We start from the raw sequence: 15,579 nt of genomic DNA, 5'->3' as shown, positions 1-15,579 counted from the left end.
GCGCCAGGAACGCGGAGGGAACGGTGGGACCGCCCCGGGCGGGAGCGGACCCTGAGCCGAGCCCGATCCGAAGGAGTCCGCCGCCATGACCACCACCCCGACCACCAAGCAGGCCGCGGCCCCGGCCGGCGGGCAGGACACCGCCCCGGCCCGCGAGCAACGCGCCGCCTCGACCGGCGGGCCGGACTCCGCCCCGACCGCCGATCAGGACACCGCGTCCGAGGAACGGCCGGACCCCGGCGCCCGGCACCGGCTGACGGCCGTCACCGGACTCGCCGCGCTCTCGCTCGACGCGATGGCCTCGGTGGCGTACGGCCCCGAGGCCATCGTCCTCGTCCTCGCGGCCGCCGGCGGGTACGGGCTCGGCTTCACGCTGCCGGTGACGCTGGCCATCGCGGGCCTGCTGGCCGTCCTGGTGGCCTCGTACCGGCAGGTCATCGCCGCGTTCCCGGACGGCGGCGGTTCGTACGCGGTGGCGAGGGCGCACCTGGGGCGGCGCACCGGTCTGGTGGCAGCGGCCTCGCTCGTCCTGGACTACGTCCTGAACGTCGCCGTGGCCGTGACGGCCGGCGTCGCCTCCCTGACCTCGGCCTTCCCTGGCCTGTACGGGGACCGGCTGTGGATCTGCCTGGCGGTCCTCGTCCTCATCACGGGCGTGAACCTGCGCGGGATCGTCGACTCGGCCCGCGCGTTCCTCGTCCCGACCGCGGTGTTCGTCGGGGCGATCCTGGTGCTGGTCGCCGTCGGCCTGTTCCGCGACGCGCCCGTCTCCACCGCGGCCTCCGCCGGCCACGCCTCCGTCCTCGCCGAGGACGCCACCACGGTCGGCGCCCTCCTCCTGCTGAAGGCCTTCGCCTCGGGCTGCTCGGCGCTCACCGGCGTCGAGGCGATCGCCAACGCCGTGCCGTCCTTCCGCGCCCCGGCGGCCCGGCGGGCCATGCGGGCCGAGGTCGCACTCGGCGCGCTCCTCGGCGTGATGCTGGTCGGGCTGTCGGTACTGATCTCCCGCTTCGGCCTCCAGCCGGTGGAGGGCGTCACCGTCCTCGCCCAGCTCGCCGACGCCTCCCTCGGCCACAACTGGGGCTTCTACGTGGTCCAGTTCGCGACCATGGTGCTGCTTGCGCTGTCGGCCAACACCTCCTTCGGAGGTCTCCCCGTCCTGCTGAAGCTGCTGGCCCGGGACGACCACGTGCCGCACGTCTTCGCCCTGAAGGCCGACCGCCAGGTCCATCGCCACGGCGTGGTGTGGCTGGCGGCGGTCTCCGCGGCGCTGCTGGTCCTCTCCGGGGGAGACACCAACGCCCTCGTCCCGCTCTTCGCGATCGGAGTCTTCGTCGGCTTCACGATCGCCCAGACCGGCATGGTCCTGCACTGGCGCCGCGAGCGGGGCCCCCGGTGGGCGGGGAAGGCCGCCCTCAACGGGCTCGGCGCCGTCCTGACCGGCGTCTCCGCGCTGGTCGTCACCGCCACCAGGTTTCACGACGGGGCCTGGCTGATCGTCGTCGCCCTGCCGCTGCTCGTCCTCGGCTTCGAGACCGTCCACCGCGCGTACGGGCGGATCGGCGAGCGGCTCGGTGCGGGCCGGATCCCGGAACCCCCGCACCGCGAGCGGTCCCTCGTGCTGGTCCCCGTCTCCTCCCTCACCCGGCTGACCAGCGAGGCCCTCACCGCCGCCGTGTCCCTCGGCGACGAGGTCCGCGCGGTGACCGTCTGCCACCCCGACGCCGAGGACCGGGCGGCCGGCGACGCCCTGGAACGGGACTGGGCCCTGTGGGACCCGGGCGTCCCCCTCGTCCGGCTCCCCTCCGCACGCCGCTCCCTGGGGCGGCCCATCAGCGCCCACGTCCGCGAACTCCGCGCGGCCGACCCGGGAACGCGCGTCACCGTCCTGATCCCCGAGGCCGAGCCCGAGCACCTGTGGCAGCGGCTGCTGCAGAACCAGCGGGGCGCGGTCGTCGCCCACGCCGTCCGCCGCGACACCGACGCGGTCGTCTGCCGGTTGAGGTTCCGGCTGGGGACCTCTTAGGCCGTCCCGGCGAGCCGGGCCTCGAATCCGTCCAGGATCGTGTCGAGGCCGAACTCGAAGGTGCGGTCGGGAGCCGCGGTGTACTCGGCGGCGGCGCTGCCGTCGATGCGCTCGCGCAGGCGGGGGAAGGCCATGGCCACCTCGGTCGCGGCCGCCATGGTGTCCGCCAGCTCCTTCTCCGGGTCGCCGCTGCGGCTCAGCCGCCGGGTCAGCGAGACCCGGGCGGCGGCGCCGAGGGCGCTGCCGAGGACGTAGACGAAGACGGTGGCGGCGGCCCGGTCGGCGTCCGCGGGAGCGAAGCCGGCCCGCTCGTACAGGGCGAGCGTGTGGTCGTCGAGGCGGGACTTCCCGTGCCCGTACAGCAGGTGGCTTCCGAAGGCCTGGCCGAGCCACGGGTGCCGCGTCAGCACCGTGTGCATGCTGCCGGCCAGCGCGGCGGCGGCCGGCCGCCACTCCCTCGCGTCGAGGTCGGGCAGGACCACCTCGCCCCACACCGCGTCCCCGGCCAGCCGGACCAGCTCGTCCTTGGTCTTGATGTGCCAGTAGACGGCGGTGGCGGCCGTCCCGAGGCGCGCACCCAGGCTGCGCATGTTCAGACCGTCGAGCCCCTCGTCGTCGAGGAGCTCGATCGCGGCGCGGACGATCTGGTCGGGGGTGAGGGTGTTCCTGGCCATGCCGGGGACCCTACGTGAACTCCGTCCGGGAACGGAGCGACGGCGACCGGGAGCCCGGCGTCACGCGGCCTCGACCAGGGTGGACCGGTCCGTGCCGCTCGCGCGCACGCCGGGCGCCGGGGGGCCGGCCGAGGCCGACCCCGCCGGGGTCCCCCGACCGTCGCGGCGCGGCCACAGCAGGAGGGCGCCGACCGTCCCCGCCGCGGCGAGGCCCGCGAGGACGGACCAGGTGACGGTGAAGCCGGCGGTGCTGCCGAGCCATCCCGCGACGGGATAGGTGACCAGCCAGGCCAGGTGCGAGAGCGAGAACTGGGCGGCGAACGCCTCGGGGATCTCGTTCCGCGCCACGGAGGCGCGCAGCACCTTGCCGGTCGGGGTGATGACCAGCGCCATGCCGACGCCGATCACGCTCCAGACGATCGCCGTGCCGGTCCAGCCGAGGAGGCCGGTCGCGGTGAGCACGACGGCGGCGGTCGTGCCGCCGGTGAGCACTCCGGCGCCGGTGGCCATCACCGTGCGGGCGGCGACCCGGTCGAGGACCCGTGGGAGCACGAGTGCGACGAGGAGGGTGCCGGCGCCGGAGGCGGCGAGCATCCGGGCGACGTCCGACTGCGTGCCGCCGAGTCCGTCGCGGACGTGGTTGACGGTGTGGACGACGACGATCGAACCGGCCGCCGCGACCACGAGGTCGAGCGCCAGGACGCCGCGCAGTCGTGGAGTGCGGAGGAAGGTCCTGATCCCGGCCGCCGCCCTGTCCCGGGCGCCGGTGCGGCCGCTCGGACGGGCGTCCGGGACACGGGTCGACAGGACGAGCGCGGCGGAGAGGAGGAATCCGGCGGAGGTGCCCAGGAAGAGCCGGTCGAAGCTGAGGAACGCCAGGGCGACGGCCGCCAGTACCGGGCTGAGCAGGCTCTCCATGGTGGAGGCGACCTGGGAGGCGGACAGGGCCCGGGTGTAGTCGGCCTCGTCGGTCACGATGTCGGGGATGACGGCCTGGAACGTCGGGGTGAACGCCGCGGAGGCGGCCTGGAGCAGCACGATCAGCACGTAGACGTGCCAGACCTCGGTGACCAGGGGCAGGGCCAGGACGACCGCGCCGCGGACCACGTCGAGGAGGAAGAGGAAGGTCCGCCGGGGCAGCCGGTCGACGTAGGCGGCGGCCAGGGGAGCGACGGCCACGTACATGACCATCTTGAGGGTGAGGGCGGTGCTGAGCACCGCGCCGGCGCGCGGACCGGCGAGGTCGTAGGCGAGGAGTCCGAGGGCGACCGTGGTCAGCCCGGTGCCGAACAGGGCGATGACCTGGGCGCCGAAGAGGCGGCGGTAGTCGCGGAGGGCGAAGAGTCGCATGGCGGGTTCCTTCCGGGGCCACGCGGTGGGGCGCGGCCCGGGGCGGGGGCGTTCTCAGGCATGGGCCTCACTTTTCGGGGGGTGGGGGCAGGGGCCGCACTCCCGCGGCGCCGTGGCGGCGGGGGAGGGGTGGGGTACGGGTCGGACGGGGCGGCTCATGACGCTCCTTCTCCGGGCGGTAGGCGGGGCGGCGGCGGGGCGTTGGCAGGCACCTCAGTGGTGCGCGTGGAGTCCGTGGTGCTCGTGGTGTCCGTGGTGGTCGCCGTGCGGGGCCGCGGTCGCGGCGGTGTGCACGGTGAACGCGGCGGTGCGGACGACGCCGTCGTGCTGGAAGTCCAGGAAGAGCCGGTAGGCGCCGGCCGTGGGCGCGACCGCAAGGAAGCGGATGGCGGGTCCGGGGACGGTGGTGCCGTCGCCGGGGTGGCCCTCCGGGTGCACGTGGAGGTAGCCGAGGTCGCCGACGCGCAGGGCCACGAGGTGACCGTAGGCGGCGAGGTACGGCTCCAGATCGGTGACGGGCTTGCCGTTCCGGCTGACGGTGAGGGTCAGCGGGCTCGCCTCGCCGGGCACGAGCGCGCCGTCGAGGGCGACGTCGTACGCGTCGATCCGCGCGGTGCGGGCGGCCTCGGGGAGCGGTATCGGGGCGTAGTGGCCGGCGACCGCGACGTCGATGCCCAGGGTCAGGGTCCCGTCGTGGCCGGCGGGGTGGATGTCGGCGAAGAACCGCCAGTCCCCGGGCTCCAGGTCCAGCTCGGTGCTCCAGTCGCCCTTCTCGTCCCGCACCGGGTGCACGTGCTGGAACCCGGCGGCGTCGCGTCGGACGGCGATGAAGTGCAGGTCCTTCTCGTGCTCGGCGACGAACTCGGTGACCGGCCGCCCGTCGGGACCGAGCACCCGGAACCCGACGTGCTGCCGCGGACCGGCGGCGAGGATCGCGGAGTCGACGTCGAGGGTGAACCCCTCGGCCGACACGGCCAGCCCGCCGGCCTGGCCTCCGCCGTGACCTCGATGGGCGTCGTGGGCGCTGTGACCGCCGTGACCGCCGTGGTGGGTGGTGGGGTCGGTGTGGGTGCTCATGACATGTCTCCCCGGTGCGATCTGCCGCGGCGACGTCCGCTGCGGACGATGATCACAACCATATACCCCCTGGGGGTATTCCCGACAGGGGGGAGATCCCTGGGTGGGACGTTCCGGGGGCTACAGCCAGTCCTTCTTCTTGAAGGCGAGATAGAGGCTGGTGCACACGACGGCCATCAGCAGCACCGCGAACGGATACCCGCCCGCCCAGTGCAGTTCCGGCATGGTGTCGAAGTTCATGCCGTAGATCGTTCCCACCAACGTGGGGGCGAACAGGATCGCCGCCCACGACGAGATCTTCTTGATCTCCTCGTTCTGCTCGAAGCCCGCCTCCGCCAAGGCCCGCATCTCCGCGTTCTGCTGCTGGGTGACCAGGGTCGCGTTGACCGTGAGGATGTCCGCGAGGGCCTGGCGGAAGCCGTCGACGCGTTCGCTGGTGTGGGTGACGTGGTCCGCGACGTCGCGGAGGTAGCGCTGGAGCTCCTCGTCCGTGCCGTACTTCGCGAAGCCGGCCGTCAGGCCGTGCAGCATGCCGACCAGGGGGCGGGTCGCGCGCTGGAACTCCACCATCTCCCGCGAGAGTTCGTAGATGCGGCGGGAGACCGCCGGGTCGCCCCCGAAGACCTCCGTCTCGATCTCGTCGATGTCGTTCTGGACGCCCGCCACCACCGGGGCGTAGCCGTCGACCACCGCGTCCAGGATCGCGTACAGCACCGCCTCCGGGCCCAGGGCGAGCAGTTCCGGATCCTGTTCCATGCGCCGCCGGACCGTGGAGAGGTCCGGCGCCGCGCCGTGGCGGACCGTGATCAGGAAGTCGGGGCCCACGAAGACGTGGAGCTCGCCGAAGTCGACCTCCTCCTGGTCGTCCAGGTAGCGCGCCGCCCGGAGGACCACGAACAGGGTGTCCCCGTACCGTTCCAGCTTGGGGCGCTGGTGCGCCTCCAGCGCGTCTTCGACGGCCAGCTCGTGCAGGTCGAACTCGGCCGCCAGGGAGTGCAGTTCCTCCTCGGTCGGGCGCTGGAGTCCGATCCACGCCATGCCGTCCGGGTGCTCGCGCAGCCGGCGGAAGGTCTCCGCGAGCGTCGCCGGGGACGCCACGCGGCGGCCGTCCCGGTACACGCTCGCCCGCACCACGCTGCTCCGCTCCTCCGGCGCGTCCGGGGCATCGGCTTCCGGCGGCTCCGGCCGGGGGCGGCGCCATGCCGGACGTGGGCGGCGGTCGGACATCTCGTGCACCTCCTGGCTCTCCGGGCAGGATAGGGGGTTCGTTCCGGGTGAATCGGGAGGGAACGGGTCGGTGTCCTCCCCGCGTCACCGGCTTGCGGACCGTATCTGTCCGCAAGCCCGAGTAGCGTGCCGGTCATGGCCCTCAAGACGACCCACCCCGTGCTCGGTGCCCGCGCCCTGAACCGTGCCACCCTCGACCGCCAACTGCTCCTCCGACCCGCCTCCCTGGGGATCCCGGAGGCCGTCGAGCACCTTCTCGGCCTGCAGGCGCAGAACACCAAGCCCCCGTACTACGCGCTCGCCGCCCGCCTCGAAGGCTTCCGGCCCGAGCGGCTCTCCGCGCTCATGGAGTCCCGCGCCGTCGCGCGCATCGTCACGATGCGCTCCACCGTGCACACCCACACCGCACGCGACGCGGTGGCCCTGCGCGGGCTCGCGCAGCCCGGGGCGATCGACCGCGAGCTCGCCCTCTTCGTCTCCCGCGGCGGCCTCGACGGCGTCGACCTCGACCGGCTCGCCGAGCTCGCCCGCGCCCTCGTCGAGGAGCGGCCCCGCACCCCCAAGGAGCTGCGCGAGGAGCTCCTTCCGCACTGGCCCGCCGCCGATCCGCAGTCGCTGTCCGTCGCCGCCCGCTGCCTCCTTCCCCTGGTCCAGGTCACCCCGCGCGGGCTCTGGGAGCGCGGCGGCCAGGTCGCGCTGACCACCACCGAGCGGTGGTTCGCCTACTCCGACGGGCCGGCGGCCGACGGGCCGGCGGCCGGCGGGCCCGCCGATCTCGACGAGACCGTGCTCCGCTATCTCGGCGCCTTCGGGCCCGCCTCCGTCAAGGACATGCAGGCCTGGTGCGGCCTCACCCGGCTCGGGCCCGCGTTCGAGCGGCTGCGGCCCCTGCTGCTCGCCTTCCAGGACGAGCGGGGCACCGAGCTCTTCGATCTCCCCGACGCGCCCCGCCCGGACGAGGACACCCCCGCACCGCCCCGTCTCCTCCCCGAGTTCGACAACCTGCTCCTCTCGCACGCCGACCGCACCCGCGTGGTGCCCGCCGATCTGCGCGGCCGCACCTGGAGCGGCAACCAGGCCCACCGGGTCTTCCTCCTCGACGGCCTCCTGGCCGGCATCTGGCACCTCGACGAGGGCAAGGAGCGCACCACGCTCACCCTCGAACCCTTCGCCCGCGTGACGCGAGCGGACCGCGCCGCCCTCACCACCGAGGCGGAGCGCACGCTTCGGCTCATGACGCCGGCCGGAGTGCCCCATGACGTCGTCTTCGCCACGAGGTGACGGGTGGGGGAGGGGCGTTGAAGAGTCCGGACGCGCCGAGGATGACGGCGGAGGACGTCGAGGCCGTGCTCATCGAGGCCGGCTGGACGCGCGGGCGGGACGTCGGGGAGCGGCTGCCCGCCCTCCTCGCCGTCGTCACCGCACGCTTCGCCGAGGAAGGGCATCCCGTCGAGGCGTTCGCGGCCGCCCGCGACTTCGTCCGGGAATGCGGCGGGATCCGCCTCGTCGTTCCGGGGACACCGCCCGACGCCGTCGAGTTCACTCCGCACTGGATCTACGAGGAGAGCGCCGAGGACGTCGCGGAACTCGCCGCGAATCTGGGGAGGAGGCTCTTTCCCGTCGGATACGAGTCCTTCGACGGGGCCATGGTCCTCATCGACGAGACCGGGCGGTTCTTCCTCATGCACCACACCGGTCCCTCCTTCCTGGGAGCACACCCGTACGAGGCCATCAGCTGTCTGCTGCGCGGCCCCCAGCGCGACGCGCGGGACTTCTTCGTCTGACGCCGTCCCGGGCCGGTGCCCCCCCCACCGCCCCTCGCCCGGCACGGTGACTCCGCCGCCCCCTACGGCAGCGCCCCCGCGCGACGGGCTGCCACGACTGCCTCCAGGCGGGTGTGCGCGCCCAGTTTGCGCATCGCCGAGCGCAGGTAGCCCTTGACCGTCTCCGGGCGCAGGCCGAGGCGGGTCGCCGCCGTCGCGTTCGTCGCGCCCGAGGCCACCGCCGCGAGGACGTCCGTCTCCCGCGGGGTCAGCGCCACCCCCGGCATCCCGCGCGGTGCCCCCGAGGCCGTCTCCAGGCGGCCGCAGACCGCGAGCAGCCGCTGCCGCAGCTCCGGGTCTGGGACCCGTGGCGCCAGCTCGCGCAGTTCCCCGTAGGCCTGGCGGACCTCCCCCCAGGACGGCCCCGCGGCCGGCGGGGCCTCCAGGCGCTCCACCTCGTCCCGGACGGCGAGCGCCTGCTCCACGTCGCGGGCCGCCGCGACCGCCGCGTCGAAGACCCGCTCGCCGATCGGCAGGGCGTCGCGCAGGGCCCCGTACAGGACTCCGCGGACCTTCCGGCGTACGACGACGGGGACCGCGATCACCGAGCGCAGGCCCTCGGCGGCGACCGGTCCGTCGTACTCGTGGGTGATGTGCCGAGCCGACGGGTAGTCGGTGACCGCGCACGGCCGCGACAGGGCCAGGCACTTCCCGCCCAGACCCGAGCCGGTCGAGATCGCCAGGCCGTGCAGCGCCGGCGTCACCGCCCCGCAGGTCTCGCCGATCCGCATGGCCCGCCCGTCCTGGAGCAGCCCGCCGAAGACCACCGGCAGTCCGCTGCCCCGGCGCAGCCGCAGCAGCGCGGCGCGCAGCTCCGCCGTTTCCCTCTGCTCGGACACGGAACCACTCCTTCACCCCCGAACGGGGGTAGTGAGACCTGGGTCACCGATTACACGATGTCCTGGACCGGTCCCGCAACGAGGAGGACGAATGACGGCGCAGAGCGCGACCAGTGCGACGGAGGGTTTCCGGGCCGCCCGGGACTTCCTGCTCCAGCACCGCGAGGACTACGAGACGGCCTACCAGGGCTTCGCGTGGCCCCGGCCCGAACGGTTCAACTGGGCGCTCGAATGGTTCGACGTCATCGCCGAGGGCAACGACCGGACCGCCCTCCACATCGTCGAGGAGGACGGCTCCGAGACGAAGGTGTCCTTCGCCGCGATGTCCGCCCGCTCCGACCGCGTCGCGAACTGGCTGCGCGCCCGGGGCGTCCGCGCCGGCGACCGGATCATCGTGATGCTGGGCAACCAGGTCGAGCTGTGGGAGACCGTGCTCGCCGCCATGAAGCTGCGCGCCGTCGTCATCCCCGCCACCCCGCTCCTCGGCCCCGCCGACCTGCGCGACCGCGTGGACCGGGGCCGCGCCCGGCACGTGATCGCGCGCGCCGAGGACACGGCCAAGTTCGACGACGTGCCCGGCGACTACACGCGGATCGCGGTCGGCGGGGCCGGCGCGGACTGGCTGGACTACGCGGACGCCGCCGGGGAGTCCGCCGCCTTCGAGCCCGACGGCGTCACCCTCGCCGACGACACCCTCATGCTGTACTTCACGTCGGGCACGACCGCCCGCCCCAAACTGGTCGAGCACACCCACACCTCGTACCCGGTCGGGCACCTCTCGACGATGTACTGGATCGGCCTCCGGCCCGGTGACGTCCACCTGAACATCTCCTCGCCGGGCTGGGCCAAGCACGCCTGGTCCAACCTCTTCGCCCCGTGGAACGCCGAGGCGACCGTCTTCATCCACAACTACACGCGCTTCGACCCGGCCCGGCTGATGGACGAGATGGACCGCCACGGGGTGACGAGCTTCTGCGCCCCTCCGACGGTCTGGCGGATGCTCGTCCAGGCGGACCTCGGCCGGCTGGCGACCCCGCCGCGCGAGGTGGTGGCCGCGGGGGAGCCGCTGAACCCCGAGGTCATCGAGTCTGTACGGCGTGCCTGGGGCGTCACCGTCAGGGACGGCTTCGGTCAGACCGAGACCGCCGTCCAGGTCTCCAACAGCCCCGGCCAGCGGCTCAAGGAGGGCTCCATGGGACGCCCGAGCCCCGGCTTCCGGGTCACTCTGGTCGACCCGGTGAGCGGACGGGCGGACGTGCCGGAGGGCGAGATCTGCCTCGACCTGTCCGGCCGGCCGGTGGGCCTGATGACCGGCTACCACGGAGACCCGGAGCGGACGGCCGAGGCGATGGCCGGCGGCTACTACCGCACCGGCGACATCGGCTCCCGGGACGCCGAGGGCTACATCACCTACGTCGGGCGCGCCGACGACGTCTTCAAGGCCTCCGACTACAAGATCAGCCCCTTCGAGCTGGAGAGCGCGCTGCTGGAGCACGAGGCCGTCGCCGAGGCGGCGGTCGTCCCCGCCCCCGACCCGCTGCGGCTCGCCGTCCCCAAGGCGTACGTCGTCCTCGCGGCGGGCTGGGAGCCGGACGAGGAGACCGCGAAGGCGCTGTTCGCGCACTCCCGCGCGGTCCTCGCCCCGTACAAGCGGGTCCGCCGCATCGAGTTCGCCGACCTGCCCAAGACCGTCTCCGGCAAGATCCGCCGCGTCGAACTGCGGCGGCTCACCGCCGAGGGCGGCGGCAAGGAGTACACCGAGGGGGACCTCGCATGAGCACGCCCGGCACCGCCGTGCCCACCGAACCCTCCTACGCCCACGGGGTGTCGGAGACCCCGCTCCTCGGCGACACCATCGGCGCCAACCTGGACCGGGCCGTCGCCGCCTGGCCGGAGCGGGAGGCGCTCGTCGACGTCGCCACCGGACGCCGCTGGACGTACGCCCGGTTCGGCGCCGACGTCGACCGGCTGGCCGGCTCCCTGCTGGGCAGCGGGGTCCGCAAGGGCGACCGGGTCGGCATCTGGGCGGTGAACTGCGCCGAGTGGGTGCTCGTGCAGTACGCGACCGCCCGGATCGGCGCGGTCATGGTGAACATCAACCCCGCCTACCGACCGCACGAGTTGGCGTACGTCCTCAACCAGGCGGGCATCACCCTGCTGTTCGCCTCGCGTGCGCACAAGACCAGCGACTACCGGGCGATGGTCGAGCAAGTCCGCTCCGAATGCCCGGAGTTGCGCGAGGCGGTCTACTTCGGCGACCCGGGCTGGGACGCCTTCCTCGCCCGCACCCCGGGCGAGCTCCGCCCCGAGCCGCTGTCCTGCGACGAGCCCGTCAACATCCAGTACACCTCGGGGACCACGGGCTTCCCCAAGGGGGCGACCCTCTCCCACCACAACATCCTCAACAACGGCTACTTCGTCGGCGAGATGATCGCCTACTCGGAGCAGGACCGGATCTGCGTGCCGGTGCCCTTCTACCACTGCTTCGGCATGGTGATGGGCAACCTGGCGGCCACCTCGCACGGCGCCTGCATGGTGATCCCCGCGCCCTCCTTCGACCCGGCCGCCACCCTCCGGGCCGTCCAGGAGGAGCGGTGCACCTCGCTCTACGGCGTGCCGACGATGTTCATCGCCGAGCTGAACCTCCCCGACTTCGCCGACTACGACCTGTCGACCCTGCGCACCGGGATCATGGCCGGCTCGCCGTGCCCGGTCGAGGTGATGAAGCGGGTCGTCGCCGAGATGAACATGGCGGAGGTGTCGATCTGCTACGGCATGACCGAGACCTCGCCGGTCTCCACCCAGACCCGCCGTGACGACGACCTGGAGCGCCGGACGGGCACGGTCGGCCGGGTCATGCCGCACGTCGAGGTGAAGGTCGTCGACCCGGCGACCGGCCTCACCGTGGGACGCGGCACGGCGGGGGAGCTGTGCACCCGCGGGTACAGCGTGATGCTCGGCTACTGGGACGAGCCGGAGAAGACCGCCGAGGCGATCGACGCCGGCCGCTGGATGCACACCGGCGACCTGGCGGTGATGCGCGACGACGGCTACGTCCAGATCGTCGGCCGCATCAAGGACATGATCATCCGGGGCGGCGAGAACGTGTACCCGCGTGAGATCGAGGAGTTCCTCTACGGGTACGCGAAGATCGCCGACGTCCAGGTGGTGGGCGTGCCCGACGAGCGCTACGGCGAGGAGATCCTCGCCTGCGTGATCCCCCGCGACCCGGCCGACCCGCCCACCCTGGAGGACGTCACCGCCTACTGCCGCGACCGCCTCGCCCACTACAAGATCCCGCGCCGGGTGGAGATCCTCACCGAGTTCCCGATGACGGTGAGCGGAAAGGTGCGGAAGGTGGAGCTGCGGCAGCGGTACGGCGACGGGGGCGGCGGACCCGCGTGAACCCGGGCCCGGCCGGGCCGCCGGGCTGCCGCCCACCGCCCGGCAACCCGGGCCCGGCCGGGCCGCCGGGCTGCCGCCCACCGCCCGGCGGTCCGGCCGTCTAGCCGCCCTGCCGGGCCTCCAGGGACTCCGGAGCGCCCGCGCCCGCCGGAGCGGAGTCCACCTCGCGGCGCATGCACACCCGGGGCCAGACCGAGAGGCCGTGGGCCGCCTCCGCGCGGCTGATGGCACGCAGCCCCTCCGTGAGGGCCGGGTCGGATGCGGCGAGCGGGCGGAAGCCGAGCCGCGCGTAGTACGGCGCGTTCCACGGCACCTCGGCGAACGTCGTCAGGGTCAGGGCCGCCAGGCCCTGTTCCCCGGCGGTCGCCGCCAGATGCTCGATCAGCGCCCGGCCGACGCCGCGGCGGGCGGCGTCCGGATGCACGGACACCTGCTCGATGTGGGCGGAGCCGTCGACCGTGTCGGTCAGCAGGTACGCGACCGGGCGGTCCGCGGCGTCCACCGCGACCCACGCCCGGCCCGCACGGCGGTAGGAGTCCAACACGTCGAGGGGCAGCGGGTCGTCGTCGGCGATCGCCGCCATGCCGAGGGTGCGGAACGGCTCGCCCGCCGCCCTTTCGATGTCCTGGAGCAGCGGGAGTTCGGCCGGAGCGGCCGCTCTGATGCGCATAGGACAGTATGGCGCGGCCTCACCCCCGGCGGTCGTCCGGAACCGGACCGCGTTCCTGCGGCGGCCGGTTCCGGTCCACCTCGCCCGGCCGGTCCAGCAGCCCGCCGTCCCGCGAGAAGTGGGGCAGGAACAGCGCGAGCGCCGGGTCGCCGTACAGCGCCACGTACAGCTGGACCAGCCGCCCGTCCGTCACCTCGCGCCGGTGCTCCGGCAGCGGATACCGCTCCCGCAGGCCGGTGAGCAGCCGCCGCGCCGCCCGGGTCGCGGGCGGCAGCCGCAGCAGCAGGGCCGCCGCGAGCAGGACGGGCAGGGCACCGGCCGCGAGCGCCCCGGCCAGACCGGTGCCGGACGCCCCCGTCGCGTACGCCCCCACCACCACCGTCAGCGGGACGCAGCCGAGGAGGGCCCTGCCCGCCCAGAGCCGGGCGGGCGGCCGCAGCAGGCCCGCACCGCGCAGCTCGCGGCCGAGCGCGTCCACCGCCCGGCGCGCCTCGGGGCGCACCGTGAGGTCACGCAGCGCGAAGGCCCGGTGGAGCGCCCCGTGCACGCCGAGCTGGACGGGATCCCGGGTGCGGCCGGGGCCGCCGTTGGCCCGAATCGTATGTTTGCGGCCTGCGGCGACCGCCCCGCGCTGGTGCAGGGCCACGAGCGCCACGGTGACCGCCGCCCGCCGGCCGCCGCGCAGCAGCGCGAGGGCCTGCGGCGGCGGTACGTCGTCCGGACGCGGCGCGTCGCCATCCTTGCTGCGGGTTCGCAACAGCGCGGCGGCGAGCAGCAGTTGCCCGCAGGCCGCTCCTATGAACCACCACATCCCCGTCGGCATGAGGCCCACCCCCCGAGGGTGTTGTGCCCGGGGGAGCGTGATCGTCACGCGTGAATGGCCGGTTTCGGATGCCGAGATGCTGTGGTGGTACGTCCCCGGCGTCGGCACCCGGCCGCGACGGGCGGCGAAGGGCCGCCGAGCGCCGGGACGGGCCGCGCGGGCGGCCGGGGCCCCGCGGGCCCCGGCTCCCTCAGGCCGCGCCCGACGTCAGCCCTTCGGCGGCGGCGTTCACGGGCTGCGGGGTACCGGTGAGGTCGAGCACGAACAGCGGAAGGCCGAGCTCGGCGGCGCGCGAGCGGGCCTCGGGGGTGTAGCCCGCGAGCGAGAAGAACACGCTCACGGCGGAGGCGCTCAGTCCGTTGAGCCAGAGGCACTCGACGGCCCGGAGCCCGGTGGGCCGGGTGCTCGGGTCGACCTGGGCGACGAGCCCGGGCGCCCGCAGGTCCACCCCGGAGGCGGGGCGCTCCTCGGGCTGGACCACGTCCCGGAATCCCAGCCAGCGCAGGTAGCCGGCGGCCGCGGCGACCGCGTCCCGCGCGGTCCGGATCGTCAGCGGCCGGAAGTCCCCGCGGGCGGGGACCGGGCGCGGGGAGGCGGGCGGCGGCGGCAGGTGGGAGGGGTGGCGCTCGGCGAAACCGCGGGCCGCGCCGGGACGGGGCGGGTCCGTGGGGCGGTCGGGTGCGGGGGCGGGCCGGCCGGGGCGCGGGTCCGCGGCGCCGGGGTCGGCGCCCGCGGCGGGGCCCGCGGTGAAGGCTCCGGGGCCGGTGCCGAACCAGTCGGAGCCGGTCTCGACCGGCCGGGGGCCGCCCGTACCGGGGGAGGCGTCCGGCACGGGCGGGTGGGGCCTGCCCGCGACGAACGGCCCGGGACCGCCGAAGGGGCCGGGACCCCCGAACGAGCCGGGTGCGCCGAACGGGCCGGGTGCCTCGGCCCCCTCGGACGCCTCCGTGGTGCCGAAACCGTCGGAGGGGTCGGCGGGGCCGTCGGTGCCGGGCGGATCGTTCCGGCGGAGGCCGCCGGGCGGCGGCACCGCGGGGGAGGAGGGGGAGGAGGGGGAGGGGGTGGAGGAAGGGGAGGGAGCGGCGGCTGCCGCCGGCCTGGCAGCGGCCGGGGGGCCGGTCGGCGGGAAGGGAACCCGGTCGCCGTCTCCCGTAGCGGGCCGGACGGGGCCCGCCGCGGCACCCGTGCCCGGCTGCGTACGTCCGCCGCCGTCCGTGCTCGGCTCCGTACGTTCGCCGCCCACCGCGTCTGCGCCCGCCTGAGCATGTCCGCGGGCGTCCGCACCCGCGCCCGGCTCCGTAAACGCGCCAGCGCCAGCGCCAGCGCCCGAACCCGCGCCCGAGACCTCCGCCCCCGGTTCCGCACCCGCACCCGCACCCGCGCCCGAAACCCCCGCCCCCGGTTCCGCACCCGCACCCGAGCCCGCGTCCGTACCCGCGTCCAAGCCCGCGCCCCTTCCCGTACGCGCGCCCGGTCCGCCGGTCGGTGGGACGGCGCGGCGGCCGCGGCCCGCCTCCGGCCAGGGGCCCGGGCCGGCCACGGCGCCCTCCGGGGGTCCGCCGGCCGTCGAGGGCTCCGCGGCCACCGGCTGCACCGGCACCCGGAGCACCGTCCCGCACGTGCAGCCCAGCTCCGGGTGCGGCCAGTCGTTCGTGCGGCCGCAGG

Annotated in this window: 13 protein-coding genes; 5 read left to right on the top strand and 8 right to left on the bottom strand. The window is 74.7% G+C overall.

The window, feature by feature from the left end:
* The first annotated feature begins 85 nt into the window (after positions 1 to 85).
* Positions 86 to 2,026 carry an APC family permease gene (locus ACY0MR_RS08390; RefSeq protein ID WP_473560054.1) on the top strand — a complete coding sequence of 647 codons (1,941 nt, stop codon included), beginning with the start codon at positions 86 to 88 and terminating at the stop codon, positions 2,024 to 2,026.
* Here the strand turns inward: ACY0MR_RS08390 and ACY0MR_RS08385 are convergent.
* From ACY0MR_RS08385 to ACY0MR_RS08370, 4 genes are all read right to left on the bottom strand, one after another.
* On the bottom strand, positions 2,023 to 2,700 hold the full coding sequence (locus ACY0MR_RS08385; RefSeq protein WP_473560052.1) for a TetR/AcrR family transcriptional regulator: 678 nt from the start codon (positions 2,698 to 2,700) through the stop codon (positions 2,023 to 2,025). The genes ACY0MR_RS08390 and ACY0MR_RS08385 overlap by 4 nt on opposite strands.
* A 60-nt stretch (positions 2,701 to 2,760) precedes the next feature.
* Entirely contained in the window at positions 2,761 to 4,050 is a 1,290-nt protein-coding gene (locus ACY0MR_RS08380; protein WP_392864138.1) for an MFS transporter, read from the bottom strand.
* A gap of 213 nt (positions 4,051 to 4,263) precedes the next feature.
* Positions 4,264 to 5,127, bottom strand: a complete 864-nt coding sequence (locus ACY0MR_RS08375; RefSeq protein ID WP_473560049.1) for a hypothetical protein — start codon at positions 5,125 to 5,127, stop codon at positions 4,264 to 4,266.
* Positions 5,128 to 5,247: 120 nt separating this feature from the next.
* Positions 5,248 to 6,354, bottom strand: coding sequence for a magnesium and cobalt transport protein CorA (locus tag ACY0MR_RS08370; protein WP_473560047.1), 1,107 nt, complete (start codon positions 6,352 to 6,354; stop codon positions 5,248 to 5,250).
* A 135-nt stretch (positions 6,355 to 6,489) separates the two neighbouring features.
* On the opposite strand from ACY0MR_RS08370, the gene ACY0MR_RS08365 reads away from it, so the two are divergent.
* On the top strand, positions 6,490 to 7,635 hold the full coding sequence (locus ACY0MR_RS08365) for a winged helix DNA-binding domain-containing protein (RefSeq protein ID WP_473560045.1): 1,146 nt from the start codon (positions 6,490 to 6,492) through the stop codon (positions 7,633 to 7,635).
* A gap of 17 nt (positions 7,636 to 7,652) precedes the next feature.
* Positions 7,653 to 8,138, top strand: coding sequence for an SUKH-3 domain-containing protein (locus tag ACY0MR_RS08360; protein WP_404086250.1), 486 nt, complete (start codon positions 7,653 to 7,655; stop codon positions 8,136 to 8,138).
* Positions 8,139 to 8,200: 62 nt separating this feature from the next.
* Here ACY0MR_RS08360 and ACY0MR_RS08355 read toward each other — a convergent pair whose 3' ends face one another.
* A complete protein-coding gene (locus ACY0MR_RS08355) occupies positions 8,201 to 9,016 on the bottom strand; it encodes a helix-turn-helix transcriptional regulator (protein ID WP_473560043.1) in 816 nt (271 codons plus the stop codon).
* A 91-nt stretch (positions 9,017 to 9,107) separates the two neighbouring features.
* Here ACY0MR_RS08355 and ACY0MR_RS08350 point away from each other — a divergent pair, with 91 nt between their 5' ends.
* Together ACY0MR_RS08350 and ACY0MR_RS08345 are read left to right on the top strand one after the other, a co-directional pair.
* Positions 9,108 to 10,793 (top strand): AMP-binding protein, encoded by a 1,686-nt coding sequence (locus ACY0MR_RS08350; RefSeq protein WP_473560041.1) that lies wholly within the window; start codon positions 9,108 to 9,110, stop codon positions 10,791 to 10,793.
* On the top strand, positions 10,790 to 12,421 hold the full coding sequence (locus ACY0MR_RS08345; RefSeq protein ID WP_473560039.1) for an AMP-binding protein: 1,632 nt from the start codon (positions 10,790 to 10,792) through the stop codon (positions 12,419 to 12,421). The genes ACY0MR_RS08350 and ACY0MR_RS08345 overlap by 4 nt, the downstream gene beginning before the upstream one ends.
* Before the next feature lie 100 nt (positions 12,422 to 12,521).
* On the opposite strand, the gene ACY0MR_RS08340 is transcribed toward ACY0MR_RS08345, so the two are convergent.
* From ACY0MR_RS08340 to ACY0MR_RS08330, 3 genes are all read right to left on the bottom strand, one after another.
* Positions 12,522 to 13,091 carry a GNAT family N-acetyltransferase gene (locus ACY0MR_RS08340; RefSeq protein ID WP_404086244.1) on the bottom strand — a complete coding sequence of 190 codons (570 nt, stop codon included), beginning with the start codon at positions 13,089 to 13,091 and terminating at the stop codon, positions 12,522 to 12,524.
* 19 nt (positions 13,092 to 13,110) lie between these two features.
* Complete coding sequence (locus ACY0MR_RS08335; RefSeq protein WP_392864131.1) at positions 13,111 to 13,914, bottom strand: TIGR04222 domain-containing membrane protein; 804 nt, start codon at positions 13,912 to 13,914, stop codon at positions 13,111 to 13,113.
* Positions 13,915 to 14,104: 190 nt separating this feature from the next.
* Positions 14,105 to 14,944 (bottom strand): hypothetical protein, encoded by an 840-nt coding sequence (locus tag ACY0MR_RS08330; protein WP_473560036.1) that lies wholly within the window; start codon positions 14,942 to 14,944, stop codon positions 14,105 to 14,107.
* Positions 14,945 to 15,579: the final 635 nt, after the last annotated feature.

It is taken from the genome of Streptomyces sp. JN8 (assembly GCF_055808075.1).
Note: the sequence above shows the minus strand (reverse complement) of the source record. Positions and strands in the feature narration are given on the sequence as shown.

Bases quoted from the DNA above. Each gene is read 5' to 3' on its own strand.
- ACY0MR_RS08390 (WP_473560054.1), top strand. From the start codon at position 86: ATGACCACCACCCCGACCACCAAGCAGGCCGCGGCCCCGGCCGGCGGG.
- ACY0MR_RS08385 (WP_473560052.1), bottom strand. From the start codon at position 2,700: ATGGCCAGGAACACCCTCACCCCCGACCAGATCGTCCGCGCCGCGATC.
- ACY0MR_RS08380 (WP_392864138.1), bottom strand. From the start codon at position 4,050: ATGCGACTCTTCGCCCTCCGCGACTACCGCCGCCTCTTCGGCGCCCAG.
- ACY0MR_RS08375 (WP_473560049.1), bottom strand. From the start codon at position 5,127: ATGAGCACCCACACCGACCCCACCACCCACCACGGCGGTCACGGCGGT.
- ACY0MR_RS08370 (WP_473560047.1), bottom strand. From the start codon at position 6,354: ATGTCCGACCGCCGCCCACGTCCGGCATGGCGCCGCCCCCGGCCGGAG.
- ACY0MR_RS08365 (WP_473560045.1), top strand. From the start codon at position 6,490: ATGGCCCTCAAGACGACCCACCCCGTGCTCGGTGCCCGCGCCCTGAAC.
- ACY0MR_RS08350 (WP_473560041.1), top strand. From the start codon at position 9,108: ATGACGGCGCAGAGCGCGACCAGTGCGACGGAGGGTTTCCGGGCCGCC.
- ACY0MR_RS08345 (WP_473560039.1), top strand. From the start codon at position 10,790: ATGAGCACGCCCGGCACCGCCGTGCCCACCGAACCCTCCTACGCCCAC.
- ACY0MR_RS08340 (WP_404086244.1), bottom strand. From the start codon at position 13,091: ATGCGCATCAGAGCGGCCGCTCCGGCCGAACTCCCGCTGCTCCAGGAC.
- ACY0MR_RS08335 (WP_392864131.1), bottom strand. From the start codon at position 13,914: ATGCCGACGGGGATGTGGTGGTTCATAGGAGCGGCCTGCGGGCAACTG.